At 66.5% G+C, this 16,302-nt stretch carries 19 protein-coding genes; 8 read left to right on the top strand and 11 right to left on the bottom strand.

Annotated features, from left to right (window positions below):
• The first annotated feature begins 5 nt into the window (after window positions 1–5).
• Both J7D54_RS07690 and J7D54_RS07685 read left to right on the top strand, forming a co-directional pair.
• The gene (locus J7D54_RS07690) at window positions 6–893 is read left to right on the top strand and encodes an aldo/keto reductase (protein WP_182764635.1); all 888 of its coding nucleotides are present in this window, start codon (window positions 6–8) and stop codon (window positions 891–893) included.
• Between the two features lie 9 nt (window positions 894–902).
• Complete coding sequence (locus J7D54_RS07685; RefSeq protein WP_182764636.1) at window positions 903–1,526, top strand: L-threonylcarbamoyladenylate synthase; 624 nt, start codon at window positions 903–905, stop codon at window positions 1,524–1,526.
• A gap of 116 nt (window positions 1,527–1,642) precedes the next feature.
• On the opposite strand, the gene J7D54_RS07680 is transcribed toward J7D54_RS07685, so the two are convergent.
• The gene (locus J7D54_RS07680; protein ID WP_182764637.1) at window positions 1,643–2,350 is read right to left on the bottom strand and encodes a DUF937 domain-containing protein; all 708 of its coding nucleotides are present in this window, start codon (window positions 2,348–2,350) and stop codon (window positions 1,643–1,645) included.
• 167 nt (window positions 2,351–2,517) lie between these two features.
• Here J7D54_RS07680 and J7D54_RS07675 point away from each other — a divergent pair, with 167 nt between their 5' ends.
• Window positions 2,518–2,748 carry a hypothetical protein gene (locus J7D54_RS07675; RefSeq protein WP_182764638.1) on the top strand — a complete coding sequence of 77 codons (231 nt, stop codon included), beginning with the start codon at window positions 2,518–2,520 and terminating at the stop codon, window positions 2,746–2,748.
• Here J7D54_RS07675 and J7D54_RS07670 read toward each other — a convergent pair.
• Together J7D54_RS07670 and J7D54_RS07665 are read right to left on the bottom strand one after the other, a co-directional pair.
• Complete coding sequence (locus tag J7D54_RS07670; RefSeq protein ID WP_182764639.1) at window positions 2,745–3,494, bottom strand: LuxR C-terminal-related transcriptional regulator; 750 nt, start codon at window positions 3,492–3,494, stop codon at window positions 2,745–2,747. The genes J7D54_RS07675 and J7D54_RS07670 overlap by 4 nt on opposite strands.
• 199 nt (window positions 3,495–3,693) lie before the next feature.
• Window positions 3,694–4,116 carry an HIT family protein gene (locus J7D54_RS07665; protein ID WP_182764640.1) on the bottom strand — a complete coding sequence of 141 codons (423 nt, stop codon included), beginning with the start codon at window positions 4,114–4,116 and terminating at the stop codon, window positions 3,694–3,696.
• 92 nt (window positions 4,117–4,208) lie between these two features.
• On the opposite strand from J7D54_RS07665, the gene J7D54_RS07660 reads away from it, so the two are divergent.
• The gene (locus tag J7D54_RS07660) at window positions 4,209–4,652 is read left to right on the top strand and encodes a PTS glucose transporter subunit IIA (protein WP_182764641.1); all 444 of its coding nucleotides are present in this window, start codon (window positions 4,209–4,211) and stop codon (window positions 4,650–4,652) included.
• 7 nt (window positions 4,653–4,659) lie between these two features.
• Here the strand turns inward: J7D54_RS07660 and J7D54_RS07655 are convergent, their stop codons facing one another.
• Together J7D54_RS07655 and lpdA are read right to left on the bottom strand one after the other, a co-directional pair.
• Complete coding sequence (locus tag J7D54_RS07655) at window positions 4,660–5,430, bottom strand: SDR family oxidoreductase (RefSeq protein WP_182764642.1); 771 nt, start codon at window positions 5,428–5,430, stop codon at window positions 4,660–4,662.
• 107 nt (window positions 5,431–5,537) lie between these two features.
• On the bottom strand, window positions 5,538–6,938 hold the full coding sequence (lpdA, locus tag J7D54_RS07650) for a dihydrolipoyl dehydrogenase (RefSeq protein WP_182764643.1): 1,401 nt from the start codon (window positions 6,936–6,938) through the stop codon (window positions 5,538–5,540).
• 91 nt (window positions 6,939–7,029) lie between these two features.
• On the opposite strand from lpdA, the gene J7D54_RS07645 reads away from it, so the two are divergent.
• Window positions 7,030–8,568 (top strand): UDP-N-acetylglucosamine 1-carboxyvinyltransferase, encoded by a 1,539-nt coding sequence (locus tag J7D54_RS07645; protein WP_182764644.1) that lies wholly within the window; start codon window positions 7,030–7,032, stop codon window positions 8,566–8,568.
• Between the two features lie 6 nt (window positions 8,569–8,574).
• Here the strand turns inward: J7D54_RS07645 and pdxY are convergent, their stop codons facing one another.
• A complete protein-coding gene (pdxY, locus tag J7D54_RS07640; protein WP_182764645.1) occupies window positions 8,575–9,426 on the bottom strand; it encodes a pyridoxal kinase PdxY in 852 nt (283 codons plus the stop codon).
• Between the two features lie 107 nt (window positions 9,427–9,533).
• Between pdxY and J7D54_RS07635 the strand changes: the two genes are divergently transcribed.
• Both J7D54_RS07635 and J7D54_RS07630 read left to right on the top strand, forming a co-directional pair.
• The gene (locus J7D54_RS07635) at window positions 9,534–10,304 is read left to right on the top strand and encodes a glycerophosphodiester phosphodiesterase (RefSeq protein ID WP_182764646.1); all 771 of its coding nucleotides are present in this window, start codon (window positions 9,534–9,536) and stop codon (window positions 10,302–10,304) included.
• A gap of 54 nt (window positions 10,305–10,358) precedes the next feature.
• Window positions 10,359–10,700, top strand: coding sequence for an RNA polymerase-binding protein RbpA (locus J7D54_RS07630; RefSeq protein WP_182764647.1), 342 nt, complete (start codon window positions 10,359–10,361; stop codon window positions 10,698–10,700).
• A gap of 2 nt (window positions 10,701–10,702) precedes the next feature.
• On the opposite strand, the gene J7D54_RS07625 is transcribed toward J7D54_RS07630, so the two are convergent.
• From J7D54_RS07625 to lnt, 3 genes are read right to left on the bottom strand one after another with little or no spacing between them, the layout of a single operon-like run.
• On the bottom strand, window positions 10,703–11,242 hold the full coding sequence (locus tag J7D54_RS07625; protein WP_182764648.1) for an FxsA family protein: 540 nt from the start codon (window positions 11,240–11,242) through the stop codon (window positions 10,703–10,705).
• The gene (locus J7D54_RS07620; protein ID WP_182764649.1) at window positions 11,243–12,028 is read right to left on the bottom strand and encodes a polyprenol monophosphomannose synthase; all 786 of its coding nucleotides are present in this window, start codon (window positions 12,026–12,028) and stop codon (window positions 11,243–11,245) included.
• Window positions 12,015–13,580 carry an apolipoprotein N-acyltransferase gene (gene lnt / locus J7D54_RS07615; protein WP_182764650.1) on the bottom strand — a complete coding sequence of 522 codons (1,566 nt, stop codon included), beginning with the start codon at window positions 13,578–13,580 and terminating at the stop codon, window positions 12,015–12,017. The genes J7D54_RS07620 and lnt overlap by 14 nt, the downstream gene beginning before the upstream one ends.
• A gap of 52 nt (window positions 13,581–13,632) precedes the next feature.
• Between lnt and J7D54_RS07610 the strand changes: the two genes are divergently transcribed.
• Window positions 13,633–14,532 (top strand): 5'-3' exonuclease, encoded by a 900-nt coding sequence (locus J7D54_RS07610; protein WP_245243906.1) that lies wholly within the window; start codon window positions 13,633–13,635, stop codon window positions 14,530–14,532.
• Here J7D54_RS07610 and metW read toward each other — a convergent pair.
• Both metW and J7D54_RS07600 read right to left on the bottom strand, forming a co-directional pair.
• The gene (gene metW, locus J7D54_RS07605; protein ID WP_076058869.1) at window positions 14,529–15,134 is read right to left on the bottom strand and encodes a methionine biosynthesis protein MetW; all 606 of its coding nucleotides are present in this window, start codon (window positions 15,132–15,134) and stop codon (window positions 14,529–14,531) included. The two genes, J7D54_RS07610 and metW, sit on opposite strands and share 4 nt — an antisense overlap.
• Window positions 15,131–16,261 (bottom strand): homoserine O-acetyltransferase, encoded by a 1,131-nt coding sequence (locus J7D54_RS07600; protein WP_182764651.1) that lies wholly within the window; start codon window positions 16,259–16,261, stop codon window positions 15,131–15,133. Before J7D54_RS07600 ends, metW begins: the two co-directional genes overlap by 4 nt.
• Window positions 16,262–16,302: the final 41 nt, after the last annotated feature.

Raw genomic sequence — 16,302 nt, 5'->3', positions numbered from 1 at the left:
GAGACATGGCAGCTCAGCAACGACGCATTGGACAGTTCTCCGTTTCACCCATCGGCCTGGGCGGGATGCCCGCCTCGTTCGAGGGGGCGCCGCGCGACAGGGGGATCGCTATGGTCCACGCGGCCCTGGACGCCGGGATCACCTTGATCGACACGGCCGACATCTACGCACCCTCGTGGGACACGATGGGCCACAACGAGCAACTCATCGCCGAGGCCCTGCGCGCCTACGGCGGCGACACCTCGAAGGTGGTGGTCGCGACGAAGGCCGGGATCACCCGCGCCGAGGGGGAGAAGTGGGGCCGCAACGGCTCCGCCGACTACCTGCGCAGCCGGCTCGAGGCGTCGCTCGAGAACCTCGGCGTCAGCCGGATCGACCTCTACTACCTCCACCGGCCGGACCGCAGCATCACGTACGCCGCCGAGGTGGAGGCCTTCGCCCAGTTCAAGCGCGAGGGCCTGGTGGGGGAGGTGGGCATCTCCAACGCCAATGTCGAGGAGATCGCCATCGCCCTCGAAGTGCTGGGCGACGGTGGGCTCGCCGCCGTCCAGAACGAGTTCTCGCCTCGCTTCAACCACACAAGCAAGCAGGAACTCGACTACTGCTCCGCCCGCGACATCGCCTTCCTGCCGTTCTCGCCCCTGGGTGGCACGGGCGGACCTGCCGCGAAGGTGGGCGAGAACTACCCGGTCCTCGCGGAGACGGGCGAGGCACACGGCGTGAGCCCTCAGCAGGCCCTACTGGCCTGGATGCTGGCGCTCGACGAGCACCTCATCCCCATCCCCGGCTCCTCACGGCCGGAGACCATCGCGGACTCGGCAGCCGCCATGAACCTCACTCTGACAGGCGATGAAGTTGCCAGGATCAGCCATGAACTCCTGGCCCGTGGGTAGCCTGGATCAATGGCTCAGTACTTCGATGTGCATCCTGACAACCCCCAGCCGCGCACCCTCGCGCAGGCTGCCCGGATCCTGGCCGACGGTGGCCTGATCGTCTACCCCACGGACTCCTGTTTCGCGCTCGGATGCGCCCTCGGCAACGCGGAGGGCATCGAACGCATCAGGCGCATCCGCAACCTGGATGACAAGCACCACTTCACGCTCGTCGTCGACGAGTTCGCCAAGCTGGGTGAGTACGTGCAGATGGACAACCGGGTGTTCCGGGCCGTGAAGGCGGCCACGCCCGGGCCGTACACGTTCATCCTGCAGGCCACCCGGGAAGTGCCCAAGATGATGATGCATCCAAAGAAGCGCACCGTCGGCGTCCGCATCCCCGATCATCGCACCACGCTGGATCTGCTGGCCACCTACGGTGCGCCCCTGTTGTCCTCGACCCTCCTGCTGCCCGGCCATGAGGAGGCGCAGACCGACGGGTGGGCCATCAAGGAACTGCTGGACCACCAGGTGGAAGCGGTGATCGACAGCGGTGACTGCGGCGTCGACCCCACCACGGTGATCGACATGACCGGCGATGTGCCGGAGGTCGCCCGGGTGGGCGCCGGAGACCCGGCGCCGTTCGAGGAGTAAGGCCTCAGGGAGGGGCGGGATCTCCGAACGGCAAGAGACTGCTCCCGGCCGAGCGTCGGCCCCGCCCCAGGAGGGGGAGCGCGAGGCCGGCCACGGAGCTCCTGAGGTGATCCCTGTCAGCGGCGCCCGCCGCCCAGCAGGTCTCCCAGAATCTGGCCGAGCACGCCGCCTCCGAGGCCGCCGCCGCTGGGCTGGTTGGTCTGCTGCGTCTGGGGGAGCGGGTTCTCGTCCTCGTCCGGGAACGGCATGGTGGGTGCACCGGGGGTGTTCGTCGGCGCGGGTGCCCGGAACTGCGGATCGGTCTGAGGGGTCGACGGCGGGGGAGCCTGCTCGCCTCGGCCGCCGCCCAACACCTGACCGAGGATGTCGCCGAGACCGCCACCGCCACGTCCTGTGGGTGTCGCTTCCGGCTGGCCCTGGCGCTCGTCACGGCCCATGAACTTGCCGGCGAGCCAGGACATGACGATGGGGGCGAGGATCGGGATGAGCTTCTGGATGAGGCCGCTGCCGCCGCCCAGCCCGCCGAGCTGATTCACGACCGCCTCTTCGTTGCGACCGAAGATGTTGTGGCTGATCTTGGCGCCCTCAGCGGTGTCCACCTGCGAGAGATTGACACCACCGCGCAGCAACGCGGGGTCGTGATCCTGCAACGCCCGGGCCAGGGATGCCTCGCCAGCAGGGTCCTGCGCGTTCGCACCGAGGCCCATGAGGAGGGCCGGCAGGGCGTTGCGCACGGCGTTCTCCACCTCGGCGCGCGGTTCTCCCACCTGGTGCGCGATCTGATCCATGGGGAGGTCGTCGAGGATCTCTTGATAGTCGAACATGGCAGGACTCCTTCGCTCGTCTGGTGCACGCGGGGTGCTGAGTCTCCACGCTACTCAAGGACGTTGACAAGGGAAGCGAAAATGGCGGATCAGGCCCGCAGGGGTAGCCTGAGGGATCACCCCATTGGTGGAGCACGACACCGGAGGACCTCGAGGAGTGTGGCCACATGGCGGACAAGGCCGTCAAGGGCTTCATGGAGGAGAACAACCTCACTCAGGAGCCGATGATCCACTCGAAGGCCATCACCGGGGGTGGCGCCTACTACAAGAAGGGCAAGGAGCCCAAGCCCTTCAACTACCTCACCGAGGACCAGTTCATGCAACTCGACATGGATCTGAGGAGCCTCGTGGCCGAATGCAAGGGCGACGACGGCAATGGCGAGGAAGAAGCCAGCTAAGCCGTGGTGATCTCCGGGGTGCGGGTTGCCCGGGGGAGTAGCCCGCACTCCTGAGCTCGCAGCACGGCAGAGAGCCGATCGTCGGCACCGAGCTTCCGGTACAGGTTCTCCTGGTGTTTGTGCACGGTGCGGGGCGAGATCAGCAGCTTGGCCGCAATGCCGCGGGCCGTGGAGCCCCGGGCCAGCATCGCGAGCACCACGCGTTCCCGCGAGGTCAGGTTCACCGTCGGATTCCCGTCGGGGTCGCCGAGGAGTTCGAGGTGTCTCTCCAGACCACGGATGAGCGATTGAAGTGCGCCGAGGGATTCTACGGCCGCGCGGGACATGGGGGTGTCACTGACGATCGTCCATCCGTGGTACCTCGCGTCCACCGGCTCCAAGGGCATCGAGACTTGGTGCGTGGTGAGGTGCAACCGCTCGATGATTTCCTGGGCTTTGCGCCTGAGAGAGCGCCCTGTGTGGAGGGCGTCCGCCATGAGCATGGGGCCATGGTGGCCGGTCTCGGCATGGAACCTGTGGAGCGGATGCGTCCTGATGTCGTCGGCCGACGGCAACACTGCCGAGGGCGGACGGGGGACCGATCCGAAGAATCCCCACACCACCTCGCCGTGGGTGGGTACCGTCATCCGAACGGCCTGGACGGCGCCGAGATGATCCGTGATGGCAGCGGCGAGGCGGGCGCGACCAGTGGTTGCGGTTGGCGCCTCGAGTATTTCCGCGGCGGCGTCGATCCAGTGCCGTCCCATGATCGTCCCCCGAACGCTCGTGAAGAAGGCCAGACTAGAACAGGGGAGGACGGCTCACAAGACCCCTGTCAAGTGACAGTTGGTTTGAGTAAGCCCTCCCGCGCCCCGCAGCTGCGAGCGTCGAGCCCAACCATATAGAATGACATAATGTTGCTTATCGGTCATACGGGTTGGGGTCGCCGGGAGGGGGCTTCTCCGCTCAGAGCGATGCAGCCAGCACCTTTGCCTGTCGTGCAATGGCATCAGTGTCTGCCGGCCTGCCGGGCTCGAACGGCAACTGCAGCCGGTCCTTGTTCTTGTCGCGGTAACGCGGGATCACGTGCAGGTGGAAATGAAAGACGGTTTGCCAGGCCGCCTCGCCGCTGCAGTTCAGCAGGTTGACGCCGTCGGCGCCGAGTTCGGACACCATGACTTTGGCGATCCGCTGCGCAGCGAGCGTGGTGGCCGCCAGATCGTCTCCGGCGATCTCCATGAGATCGGCGGTGTGCCGCTTCGGGATCACCAACAGGTGGCCCTCCGAACCGGGATCGATGTCCATGAAGGCGAACGTCGTGTCATCCTCGGCGACCTTGGCGCACGGGACCGCCCCGGCCACGATCCCGCAAAAGATGCATGCTGTCATGGGGACGATGCTAGCCACCTCCACGAGATGCCGGGGCCGTCGGACCCCCCAAGAAGTTGCGTGAGAAGATGATGTGAAACTGAGGAGTTTCCATGCAGATTCTGGCGCCATGTGCCGGCCATGTGATCGCGATGCGCGACGTAGATGACCCTGTCTTCAGTGAGCAGATCGTCGGTCCCGGCGTGGGGATTGAGCCGCTCGCCGGTCCCGCGCAGATCCTTGCTCCTGCCGACGGACGGCTGCTGAAGGTCGACCCCCATGCGTTCATCCTGATGGTCGACGACAGCGTCGGCATCCTCGTGCACATCGGGATCAACACCGTGCAACTCCACGGCGACGGCTTCGAGGTCCTCGCATCCAGGGGCGACTCCGTCAGCGCGGGCACGCCCATTGTCGCCTGGAACCCGGATGACATCGATCAGCCAGGAGTCTCCACGACGGTGGTCGTCGCCGTCATGGACCACGCACCGGATTCTGTGACGGGCGCGGCGGTCGGGGCCGACGTGGCTGTCGGCGATCCCCTGTTCACCGTCTGATCCACGGTCACCAGCAGCAGTAGCCGCCGTCGACCAACAGATCTGCACCAGTGATGTAGCTTGCGGCAGGGCTGAGCAGGAACAAGACGGGCAGGGCGATCTCGCGGGGTTCGGCCAGTCGTCCCATGGGGGTGGAGTCACGCCATATTGGCAGGAGGTCGCCTACGCGCTCCGGAGAGTTCATCGGTGTGGCGGTGTAGCCGGGGCTGACCACGTTGACCCTGATCCCCTTGCGCACCCACTCGACGGCCAACGACTTCGACAGGTGCACCACCCCGGCCTTCGCCGTGTTGTACGCGGCCTGATCGTGGTCCCGATTCGCTATGGTGGCGGAGATCGAGGCGATGTTGACGATCGCGCCGCGCCCGTTGGCGATCATCGCCCGGCCTTCTGCCTGACAACACCAGAACAGGCCGTCCAGGTTGGTCCCTTGGACAGAGCGCCAGAACTCGGGCGTGATGTCCAAGGCCGGTGTGGGCCCTGCGATGCCGGCGTTGTTGACCGCGAGCGTGAGCGGCCCGAGTTTCGCCTCGATCTCCGCGACTGCCTGGGCTGCTCGATCCGGATCACGGACATCCCAGGCCACCGCCAGCGCCACTCCCCCAGCGGCCTCGATCAACGCGACCGTCTCCGCAAGGGAGTCCTCCTGACGCGCCGTCACAGCGACTCGGGCACCGGCCTCCGCCAGAGCGACGGCGACCGCTTGGCCGATCCCCTTCGACGACCCGGTGACGACGGCCACCTCACCGTCGACGCGAAATCCCGGCGATCCAGTCATCTCCCGGCCCTCCCTTATGATGCCTTGAGCCTAGCCCGGCCCAGCCGGAGAAAGGCGAAACCCCACGGCACGGGGTGGCGTGGGGTTTCGCTGCAGCCTGAGCGCTCTCAGAAGTTGATCATCTGACCCGCGATGCCGTGGGCCGCTTCCTTCATGGCCTCCGACAGCGTGGGGTGCGCGTGGATGTTGTGGGCGATCTCCTCAGCAGTGAGGTCGTACGCCTGGGCCAGGGTGAGCTCGGGGAGGAGTTCCGTGACATCGGGGCCGATCATGTGGGCGCCGAGGATCTCTCCATAGGTGGCGTCCGCGACGATCTTGACGAAGCCGGTGGCGTCGCCCAGGCCCCAGGCCTTGCCGTTGGCGGCGAAGGGGAACTTCGCAACCTTGACGTCATAGCCCTTGTCCTTCGCCTGCTGCTCCGAGTAGCCGAAGGAGGCGATCTGCGGCTGACAGTAGGTGGCGCGCGGGATCATCTCGTAGTTGATCGGGTGTGGGTGCTCACCGGCGATCTGCTCGGCGGCGACGATGCCCTGGGCTTCCGCGGCGTGGGCGAGCATCATCTTGGCGGTGCAGTCCCCGATGGCGTAGATGTGCGGCACGTTGGTGGTCATGAAGTCGTCGATGGCGATGGCGCCGCGCTCGGTGAGCTCGACGCCGGTCTTCTCGAGGCCGTAGCCCTCTGTGCGGGGGGCGAACCCGATCGCGGAGAGGAAGCGGTCTGCCTCCAGCACCTGCTGGTCGCCACCCTTGGCGGGGCTGACCGTGACGCGCACGCCGGAGCCGGTGTCCTCGATGGCCTCGACCTTGGTGGAGGTCAGCACCTTGATCCCGAGCTTCTTGTAGGCCTTGGCCAGTTCCGTGGAGATCTCCGCGTCCTCTGTGGGGACCATGCGATCCAGGTATTCGACGATGGTGACGTCGACGCCGTACTGGCTCAGCACGTAGGCGAACTCCGTGCCGATGGCGCCGGAGCCGCCGACGATGATCGAGCCGGGCAGCGAGTCTGCGAGGATCTGCTCCTCGTAGGTCACGACGTTCGCGGAGCGCTGGGTGCCGGGCAGCATGCGGGTGACGGCGCCGGCGGCGATGATGCAGTTCTTGAAGGTGACGGTCTGCTTCTCCCCGCCATCCTTCTCGACCTCGATTGTGTTGGCGTCCGTGAAAGTGCCCCAACCGTCGATCTCGGTGATCTTGTTCTTCTTCATCAGGAAGTGGATGCCCTTGGTCATCCGCTCCGACACCGCGCGGCTGCGCGAGAAGGCCTTGCCGTAGTTGAACGTGACCTCGCCCTCGATGCCGTAGACATCGGCCTCATGGTGGAAGATGTGCGCCAGCTCAGCGTTGCGCAGCAGCGACTTCGTCGGGATGCATCCGACGTTGAGGCAGACCCCGCCCCAGTAACGCTTCTCGATGATGCCGACCTTCAGGCCGAGCTGGGCGGCGCGGATGGCGGCGACATAGCCACCTGGTCCAGCGCCGAGGACAACGACGTCGAATTCAGAGCTCATGACTGCCACTCTAGTGCTCTTTGATCTCCCCGTGACACCAAACCATCCTCGCGATACCCCGATTATCTCATCGATGAGATAACCTGTTTTGATGAGTGCAGCCACTAGTGAGTCCATCGGCCGGATGATCCGCGACGCCAGATCGTCGCGGGGCTGGTCCCAGCAGAAGCTGGCCGACGAACTGGGCACCGTCCAGAGCGCCGTACACCGCATCGAGAACGGGCAGCAGAACCTCTCGCTGAGCATGATCGGACGCCTCGCGGAAGCCCTGGAGATGCCACTGATCCAGACGGTGACCGAAGGTACGGTCAACTTCGAGATCGAGGGCGGCAACAAGCTGTCCGGCGAGATCGACGTGCGCACCTCCAAGAACGCAGCCATGGCCATCCTCTGCGCCAGCCTCCTCAACCACGGACGCACCGTGCTGCGGGGCATCGCGCGCATCGAGGAGGTGGACAGGATCTCCGAGGTACTGACCTCGATCGGCGTCGAGCTGACCTGGATCGGCGACAACGACCTCGAGATCAAGCGCCCCACCCAGCTCACCCCTGAAACCATCGATTCCCGCGCCGCCCGCCGCACCCGCTCCATCCTCATGCTGCTCGGGCCGCTGATGCACGAGTTCGATGAGTTCCGCCTCCCCTTCTCCGGAGGCTGCGACCTCGGCGCGCGCACCGTGCACCCCCACATGTCGGCGCTCGGCCGGATGGGGCTCACGGTCGAGGCGACGGAAGGTCATTACCACGCCACCATCGGCGACAGCACAGAGGAGCACCGCAGCATCACGCTGATCGAGCGCGGCGACACCGTGACGGAGAACGCCATCATGGCGGCCGCCCGGACCCCGGGCGTCACCACGCTGCGCAACGCCTCCGGCAATTACATGGTGCAGGACCTCTGCTTCTACCTGCAGATGCTCGGCGTGCGCATCGACGGCATCGGCACCACCACGCTGACCATCACGGGCGTGGACCGCATCGAGGCCGACGTCGAGTACGACATCTCCGAAGACCCCATCGAGGCGATGAGCCTGCTCACCGCCGGCATCGTGACCCGCTCCGAGATCACCGTGCGCCGCTGCCCCATCGAGTTCCTCGAGGTGGAGTTCGCCGTTCTGGACGAGATGGGCCAGGTTCTCCAGCGCTCTGCCGAGTACCGCAGCCGCAACGGTCAAACCCGCCTCGTCGACGTCACGGTCATCCCGTCAGACCTGACGGCGCCGCTGGACAAGATCCACCCCATGCCGTTTCCCGGCCTCAACATCGACAACCTGCCGTTCTTCGCGGTCATCTGCGCCACGGCCTCCGGCCAGAGCGTCATCTATGACTGGGTCTACGACAACCGGGCGATCCACCTGAAGAAGCTCTCCGAGTTCGGCGCGAACATCCAGTTGATGGACGCCCACCGCCTGCTGATCATCGGCCCGACGCGGTGGCGCGGCCGTCGGATCGAATCGCCTCCGGCGCTGCGCCCCGCCGTGTGCCTCCTGCTCGCGGCGCTCGCGGCCCGCGGCACCACCACCCTGATGGACGTCTACGTCATCAACCGCGGCTACGAGGACCTTCCCCAACGCCTCAACAAGCTGGGTGCCAGCATCAACACCTTCTGGGGCGAGCCGGCCCAGGCCTGAGGGGGTTCAGAGGCGCGTGGCCATGAAGACGAACCGTGGGTCCACCAGGTCGTTCTGTGCGGCCACGAGGCGCAGTTCCTCGTGGTCTGCCGCCGCCGTCGCCTCCAGCACCGAGTAGACGACGGAGGCTGTCTGGCCCAGCGCATCGCCCGAATCCTGCGTCTTCAGCCACTTCGCCAAGAACACGGCGGTGGTGAGGTCCCCGGAGCCGGTGAAGGTGCGGTCGATGACCGGGGTGGTGACTTCCCAGGCGCCCGAATCGTCGACGGCCACCATCCGCATGACGTCGGCCGAGGCGTCAGCCCCGACCACAGAGGTGACCACCACCACCCGCGGCCCTCTCGCCCGCAGTTCCTGCGCGGCCTCGATGACGCCGGCCATCGACGTGGTCTGCCTCCCGGTCAGGAACTCCAACTCGAACAGGTTCGGCGTCATGATGTCAACGGCCCCGACGACGTGATCGCGCCAGAACTCCGGGATGCCCGGGCGGGCGTAGAAGCCGCGACCGACGTCGCCCATCACCGGATCAGCGCAGAAGAGCGCCTTGGGGTTCTGCTCCTTGATGAGGGCACCGGCATCCAGGATCACCTTGCCGACCTCGGGCGCACCCATGTACCCGCACAGCAGGGCGTCGACCCTTCCCAGGACTCCCCTGTCGTTGATGCCCTGGACGACCTCCCACACGTCGTCCGCCGGGATCAGCGGACCCCTCCAACTGCCGTAGCCGGTGTGGTTGGAGAAGTTCACTGTGTGCACCGGCCACACGTCGACACCCAGGCGCTGGAGCGGGAAAACCGCCGATGAGTTCCCTGCGTGGCCGTAGGCGACGGCTGACTGGATGGACAGGACTGTGGTCATTGGCCCATTTTGACATCCCGGGGCCTCCGTAACCATTTGGGCACGACTGGCGGTCAATCCCCTCAGCCGGTGGCGAAACATGTGGTCACCCCATACGATGATCGATTATGGCGGCGGTGTATCCCGACTACCTTTCCCCCGAGTTCGTGGCGATGGCTCATCGAGGCGGGTCGTTCATGACCGCCAATCACGGGATCGAGAACACCACACGGGCCTTCGCCAACGCCGTGGCGCTGGGTTTCCGCTACCTCGAAACCGACGTGCACACCACGAGCGACGGGCACCTCGTGGCCTTCCACGACGTGAGCCTCGGCCGCGTCACAGATGTCGCCGGTTCGCTGCGCGACCTCACGCTGGCGGAACTGAGCGAGCTGCGTGTCGGCGACCGCGAGCCCATCCCGACGCTCGATGAACTCTTCGAGACGTTCCCCGACATCAACTTCAACATCGACATCAAGTCCGTCACCGCCGTGGACCCGTTGGTGCAGGCCATCGTCAAACACAACGCGGAGCGACGGGTGTGCGTCGGGTCATTCGCCCGTACCCGCATCCGGCGTTTCCGGAGCCTCCTCCCCCAGGTGCCCACGGCGGTGTCACCGACAGGGGTGGCGGCGCTCACCATGGGGGCCATCTCGCCCGGCGGCGACGTGTATCAGGTGCCACTGCAGCATCCGATCGGCCCGGTGACCGTGGACATCGTCACCCCCAAGAACATCGAGCGCATCCACGCCGCCGGCCGGAAGATCCACGTGTGGACCGTGGACGACCCCACCACCATGCATCGGCTGATCGACTGGGGCGTCGACGGCCTCGTCACAGACCGGCCGGACTTGCTCAAAGACGTCCTCCGTGCACGGGGGATGTGGTCTACTCAATAGGGAACCTTTCCGGTTCCCGGTTCGTTGACATTGGCAGACGAGGGAGGGAAGAAGATGGCTGATCGTGCATTGCGTGGCGTCGGTCTCGGCTCGAAGACTTTTGAAGACGAGCAGGGCATCGAGTTCGCAGAACGTCAGAACCTTGGATTCGACTGTCCAAAGGGACACCACTTCGAAGTGACCTTCGCCGCAGAGGCCGAACTCCCCACCGAATGGGAGTGCAAGCAGTGTGGCCTCATGGCCGTACGCTCCGACGGCGTCGTGGGCGAAGAGAAGGTCGAGAAGCCCGTGCGTACCCACTGGGACATGCTGCGGGAACGTCGCTCGATCCCTGAGCTGGAAGACATCCTCGAGGAGCAGCTGGCCAAGCTGCGCGAGTCTGACAGGCTCTACTAGAACTAGACCGACTCTTCATCGTCGAGGTCGCCGCGGATCACGTTTCCGCCGGCGGCCTCGTCGTTTTTCCTCGTGATGCCGGGAATGAGGGTTTCGGTGGCGGGGCCCCCCGCGGTGGCCTCACCCTTGATGACGGTGGGCGCCACGATCGACGTCGGCTTCAGGACGCGTGCCGCCCACCATGTGATGGCTGATCTGACGAACGGCCGGGTGAAGGGCAACAGGAGCAACAGACCGAGAACGTCCGTGAGAAGCCCGGGCACGGTCAGGAGAATGCCACCCGCCAGCACCAGGCTGGCGTCGGCCATCCGCCCGGTGGGCAACTGGCCGGAGCGAATGGCCTCGGACAGTGCCGTCCAGGCCTTCCGCCACTCCCGCTGCATCAGGTAGAAACCCAGGAACGTGGTGCCCACCATGAGGACGAGCGTCCACCAGCCGATCTCGCCGGCGACCCAGATGATGGCAGCAACTTCTGCCACCACGAGGAGCAGAAGCGCGATGGCGGTGACGCTGAGCGCCACAGCGCCGCGTCGGCCAGCCATTTAGCGGTCCTTGTTGCGTCCGCGCCCGAGCAGGCCCGACGCGGCGCGGCCGAGCTGGCCCAGCCGGTGATCGATGCCCCAGAGGGTGGTGCGGATGAGTGCTTCGACGACGATGCTGCGGTTCATCTTGGAGTCGCCGAATTCGCGCTCCACGAACTCGATGGGAACCTCGACCACCTTGAAACCATGCTTGATGGCCCGCCACACCAGGTCGATCTGGAAGCAGTAGCCAGCCGACGCCACTTCGTTGAGGTTCATGCCGCGCAACGTGGTGGCGCGGTAGGCGTTGAAGCCACCCGTGGCGTCCTTGACCGGGATGCCGAGCATCAGCCTGGTCCAGAGCGAACCGCCCTTGGAGATGAGCACGCGCGACGCCGGCCAGTTGACGATCGAGCCACCGCGCACCCAGCGCGAGCCCTTCACCATGTCCGCACCGTCATTGATGGCCTGCAGGAGGCGCGGCAGTTCTTCGGGCTGGTGTGAGCCGTCGGCGTCATGGGACACGAGGACGCCGTAGCCGCGCTCCAGCCCCCACTCGAAGCCGGCGAGATAGGCGGCCCCCAGACCCTGCTTGCCGGTGCGGTGCATCACGTGGACGTTCTCGTCCCCGCCTGCCAGCCTGTCGGCGATCTCACCGGTGCCGTCCGGCGAGTTGTCGTCCGCGATGAGGATGTGGGCGTGCGGCACGGCCTTGCGCAGCCGGTTCGTGATGCTCTCGATGTTCTGCGACTCGTTGTACGTCGGGATGATCACGAGCACCCGGTCGAGCGCGTCAGTGCTGGTCATGTGGCTGTCCTTGGGGTGAGTTGTTCCCGGCAATGCTACCGGCCTCCGGTCCACGGCGACGGTAGGCATAGGCCAAAGCCGCCAGCGTGACGATGAGCGCGGCCCAAGCCGGCGCGGAGCCCATCCTGACCGGCAGGCTGATGCTGTAGCGCAGCGGGACGGACACGATGCGGTTGGCCGCCTCGAACTCCGAGGTGAAGTCGTGCACCCGACCCCGCGTGTCGACGAGCCCAGTGAGCGAGTTGAGCGTGGAGACGACCACCTCGCGGCCGGTCTCCATGGCCCGCACCCGGTTGATGACCAACTGCTGGGCGGGCTGGAAGGTGCCACCGTAGGTGTTGGTGTTCGACTGGGAGACGATGATCTCGCCCCCGCCGCGCACCGCGTCGTAGCTGGTGTCGTCATAGGCGAGTTCGAAGCAGATGATGGTGCCCACCTGGAGGTGCGGGTTCTCCGCGATGGGGGCGTCGACGACCCCAGGCCCCTCGCCCGGGACCGACTGGCGGCCGATCTGACGCAGGATGGGCAACCTGGGCAGCAGCACGTCGCGGAACGGGATCCATTCGCCGAAGGGCACGAGGTCGCGCTTGTGGTAGATGTCTCCGGGCCCGTCCAACGGGTCCCACCAGAGGCTGGACGTCTGGCGGGTGTCCGGCTCGGGGCCGTTCATCACGGCGCCCACGAAGATCGGCACCTCCGCCAACAGCGCTGCCACCTCCACCATGCGGCGGGTCTCCGGATCCAGGATGGGGTCGACGTCCGTGGCGTTCTCCGGCCACAGCACGAAGTCCAGCGTGGGCCAGTCGCCGGTGCGGGCCTCAGCCAGCGCGAACACGGTTTCGCTCAGCGCGTTGTTGGTGACCGAGCGCGCGTACGACCCCGTGCCGTGTTCCTGCCGGTTCACGTTGGGCTGCACGACGGCGATCGTGACAGTGGTCTCGGGATCAGCGTGCGGGGTCAGGTTGAGCAGGCCGCCGACGACGAAGATGGCCAGGGCGCCTGCCAGCACCCTGACCCGGCGCGTGCGGTCCAAAGCCGCGAAGAGGAGCGAGTTGGCCACCAGGGCGACCAGATAGGACACCCCCGTGACGCCGACGAAACCCAGCCACCCGGACATCGGCTGGTCCACGACGGTGAACCCCAGCCTGGTCCACGAGAAGCCGCCGAACGGGATCTTGCCTGACACGAACTCCATGGCCACCCAGGCGGCGGGCACCAGCAGCGGCCAGAACCGAAGCCGCACCAGCCGCGACACCACCAGTGCGAGCAGCGCCCACCACAGCGACAGGAAGGCGACGAGGGCCACACCCACCCAGATGCCCAGCACCGAGACCCACGAGACCGTGAGGACGTTCATGGCCAGACCGATCAGGTAGCCGTAGCCGAAGGCCGTCCCCGGGCGGCGCGCGGCCATGAACCAGGTGAACAGCGCCAGGCCGGCGATCGTGGCTGGCCACACACCCATGGGCGCCTGACCGGCACCGATCAGCAGGCCGATGCAGACGGCCAGCAATGCTGAGACGCCGACGGGCAGGGCGGGTCGGGAGATCACGCGGGAAGCCTACCCCCAGTCACCCACTCCCCCGGTGTGCCACCATGGCCGGGTGAGCACCCTGATGATCTTCGACACCTCATATCTGTACTTCCGGGCGTTCTTCGGCGTCCCGGCTACGTTCCGCGCGCCGGACGGGCGCCCCGTCAATGCCGTACGGGGCACGCTCGACTTCATCTCCCGCCTGATGCAGCAGTACTCCCCCGACGAGATCGCCTGCGCCTGGGACATCAACTGGCGGCCCGACTGGCGGGTGGAGCTCATCCCCTCGTACAAGGCCCACCGCGTCGTCGAGGTGGCGGGCGCGGAGATCGAACAGGTCGACGACGACCTCACCATCCAAGTGCCCCTGATCCGGGCGGCACTGGAGGCCACCGGGATTCCCATCATCGGCGCGGAGGACCATGAGGCCGACGACGTGCTGGCCACGCTCGCCCGCCGGCACCAGGGCACCACGCTGGTGGTGACCGGCGACCGCGACCTGTTCCAGCTCGTCGACCCGCAGACCTCCGTCGTCTACGTGGCACGCGGCGTGGCCAAGCACGAACTGGTGACGCCGGAGGTGCTCGCCCAGAAGTATGGGCTCTCCGCCGACCGTTATGTCGACTTTGCGGTGTTGCGGGGCGATCCCTCCGACGGCCTTCCCGGGGTCAAGGGCATCGGCGACAAGAGCGCGGCCTCCCTGGTCAACGCTTATCCCAGCCTGGAGGCCATGGTGGAAGCAGCCGTCGAGCCGGGGTCGGGGATGTCGCCGTCCATGCGGTCCAAGCTCCTGGCCGACGTCGAGTACCTGGTGAAGGCCCGTGAGGTGGTCACCTGCGTTGACACGCTCGAGTTGCCGGCTCTCCAGAGAGGTGCCCTCAACGCCGAGCGGGCAGCTGAACTGAGCGAGGAACTGGCCCTCGGCGGCTCGATGGAGCGCCTGCTGAAGGTGTTGTCGCCCCAGGGCTAACGGCGGGCGTGCAACAGGTAGAGCGAGGAACTGGCCGCCCAGTTCGCCGCCAGGTTCCCCAGCTTGTGGGGGTGGCCCTCGGCGTCGAGCGGGATCCGACGGTCGATCACCATGCCCAGCTTGCTGAAGAGCGGTTCGAGATCCGTCAGCGACGTGTGGTGCACGTTGGGTGTGTCGTACCACTTGAAGGGCAGGTCCTTCGACATCGGCATCCGGCCCCGCATGAGCCGGAGCCTGTTGCGCCAGTGCGCGAAGTTGGGCATGGTGACGATCGAATGCAGCGCGATGCGGCCCATCTCGGTGAGGACGGCGCGGGGCCTGTGCACCGTCTGGAGGGTGCGCGACAGCACCACGAAGTCGTAGGAGTCTGAGGCGAACTCCCCCAGTTGGGTGTCCAGGTCCAGTTCGATCACGTCGACGCCGCGGCGCAGGCAGTTGAGCACCCGGTCCGGGGCGACATCGACGCCGGTGCCGGTGCAACCCTTGGCGTGCAGCATGGCCAGCAGATCGCCGTTGCCGCAGCCGAGGTCCAACACCCGGCTCCCCTCCGGGATCAGGGACGTGATGATGGCCAGGTCAGGCCTGAAGAGGCTGGAGGTCACGAGGTCTCCTCTGCTGCCCTGTCCAGGAACGCCCGCACCGTCGCGTGGTAGTCGGGCAGTTCGAGCAGGAACGAGTCGTGGCCCCAGGTGGATTCGATCTCCCGGAACGAGGTGGGGATCCGCGCACCCTCGAGATGCCTCACGATGCGACGGGTGTGGGCGGTCGAGAACCGCCAGTCGCTGGTGAAGCTGATCAACAGGAACTTCACGGGATCCGCAACCAGCCGGTCGAGGGCCGAAGGGTCCGCGAAGGCGTCGAAGTAGTCCATCACCCGCGTGAGATACAGGTAGCTCAGCGCATCGAAGCGGCTGAGGAACCGCTCGCCCTGGTACTCCAGGTAGCTCTCGACGGCGAAGTCGATGCCGAAGTTCGGCGACAGTTCACCGCGTTGGGCGTTGCGCCCGAACTTCTCCTGGAACGCCTCCTCCGAGAGGTAGGTGATGTGTGCCAGCATGCGCGCCACGGACAGGCCGATGTCCGGCGCGCTGCCCCGCGAGAGGAACGCGCCGTCGTGGAAGTGCGGATCGCGCATGATCGCCTGCCGTCCCACTGCGGAGAAGGCGATGTTCTGCGCGGTGAGCCGCGAGGATGCGGCGAAGATCATGGCCCGTGAGAGGTCCTCGGGGTGGTCGAGGGCCCACTGCAACACCTGCATGCCGCCGAGGGAGCCGCCGACGACGGCCGCGAACTTCGCGATGCCCAGATGACGGGCGAGCCCCCGGTGCACCTCCACGAAGTCACCCATGTCGAGCAGCGGGAAGTCCAACCCGTACGGTTCGCCGGTGGCCGGGTTGATCGACGCGGGTCCGGTGGTGCCCTGGCAGCCGCCGAGCATGTTGGAGCACACCACGAACCACTGGTCCGTGTCGATCGCCCTGCCTGAGCCGATGAGGTTGTCCCACCAGCCCGGCCTGCTGTCGCCCTCGTGGAAGCCGGCGGCATGGGCATCGCCCGTCAACGCGTGGCAGATGTAGATGGCGTTGCTGCGCTGGGCGTTCAGCCTGCCGTAGGTCTCGTAGGCGACATCCACGAAGGGCAACGTGGTGCCGCTGCGGGTGGCGAAGCCGTCGTCGAAGAGGCGGGCCGAGTGGGTCTCGACCAGTCCGACGCTGCCAGGGGAAGTCACCGGCCCATTCTTACAGGAACCGGCGACCCACTGCGAGGTGT

Origin of the sequence: Tessaracoccus sp. MC1865 (assembly GCF_017815535.1) — a bacterium.
Lineage (GTDB): Bacteria > Actinomycetota > Actinomycetes > Propionibacteriales > Propionibacteriaceae > Arachnia.
This window is presented reverse-complemented; position numbering and strand designations above follow the sequence as displayed.

Excerpts from the sequence above, each read along its gene's own strand:
- J7D54_RS07690 (WP_182764635.1), top strand. The coding sequence starts at position 6 with ATGGCAGCTCAGCAACGACGCATTGGACAGTTCTCCGTTTCACCCATC.
- J7D54_RS07675 (WP_182764638.1), top strand. The coding sequence starts at position 2,518 with ATGGCGGACAAGGCCGTCAAGGGCTTCATGGAGGAGAACAACCTCACT.
- J7D54_RS07670 (WP_182764639.1), bottom strand. The coding sequence starts at position 3,494 with ATGGGACGGCACTGGATCGACGCCGCCGCGGAAATACTCGAGGCGCCA.
- J7D54_RS07655 (WP_182764642.1), bottom strand. The coding sequence starts at position 5,430 with ATGACTGGATCGCCGGGATTTCGCGTCGACGGTGAGGTGGCCGTCGTC.
- J7D54_RS07665 (WP_182764640.1), bottom strand. The coding sequence starts at position 4,116 with ATGACAGCATGCATCTTTTGCGGGATCGTGGCCGGGGCGGTCCCGTGC.
- J7D54_RS07630 (WP_182764647.1), top strand. The coding sequence starts at position 10,359 with ATGGCTGATCGTGCATTGCGTGGCGTCGGTCTCGGCTCGAAGACTTTT.
- J7D54_RS07660 (WP_182764641.1), top strand. The coding sequence starts at position 4,209 with ATGCAGATTCTGGCGCCATGTGCCGGCCATGTGATCGCGATGCGCGAC.
- J7D54_RS07635 (WP_182764646.1), top strand. The coding sequence starts at position 9,534 with ATGGCGGCGGTGTATCCCGACTACCTTTCCCCCGAGTTCGTGGCGATG.
- lpdA (WP_182764643.1), bottom strand. The coding sequence starts at position 6,938 with ATGAGCTCTGAATTCGACGTCGTTGTCCTCGGCGCTGGACCAGGTGGC.
- J7D54_RS07680 (WP_182764637.1), bottom strand. The coding sequence starts at position 2,350 with ATGTTCGACTATCAAGAGATCCTCGACGACCTCCCCATGGATCAGATC.
- pdxY (WP_182764645.1), bottom strand. The coding sequence starts at position 9,426 with ATGACCACAGTCCTGTCCATCCAGTCAGCCGTCGCCTACGGCCACGCA.
- J7D54_RS07625 (WP_182764648.1), bottom strand. The coding sequence starts at position 11,242 with ATGGCTGGCCGACGCGGCGCTGTGGCGCTCAGCGTCACCGCCATCGCG.
- J7D54_RS07645 (WP_182764644.1), top strand. The coding sequence starts at position 7,030 with ATGAGTGCAGCCACTAGTGAGTCCATCGGCCGGATGATCCGCGACGCC.
- J7D54_RS07620 (WP_182764649.1), bottom strand. The coding sequence starts at position 12,028 with ATGACCAGCACTGACGCGCTCGACCGGGTGCTCGTGATCATCCCGACG.
- J7D54_RS07685 (WP_182764636.1), top strand. The coding sequence starts at position 903 with ATGGCTCAGTACTTCGATGTGCATCCTGACAACCCCCAGCCGCGCACC.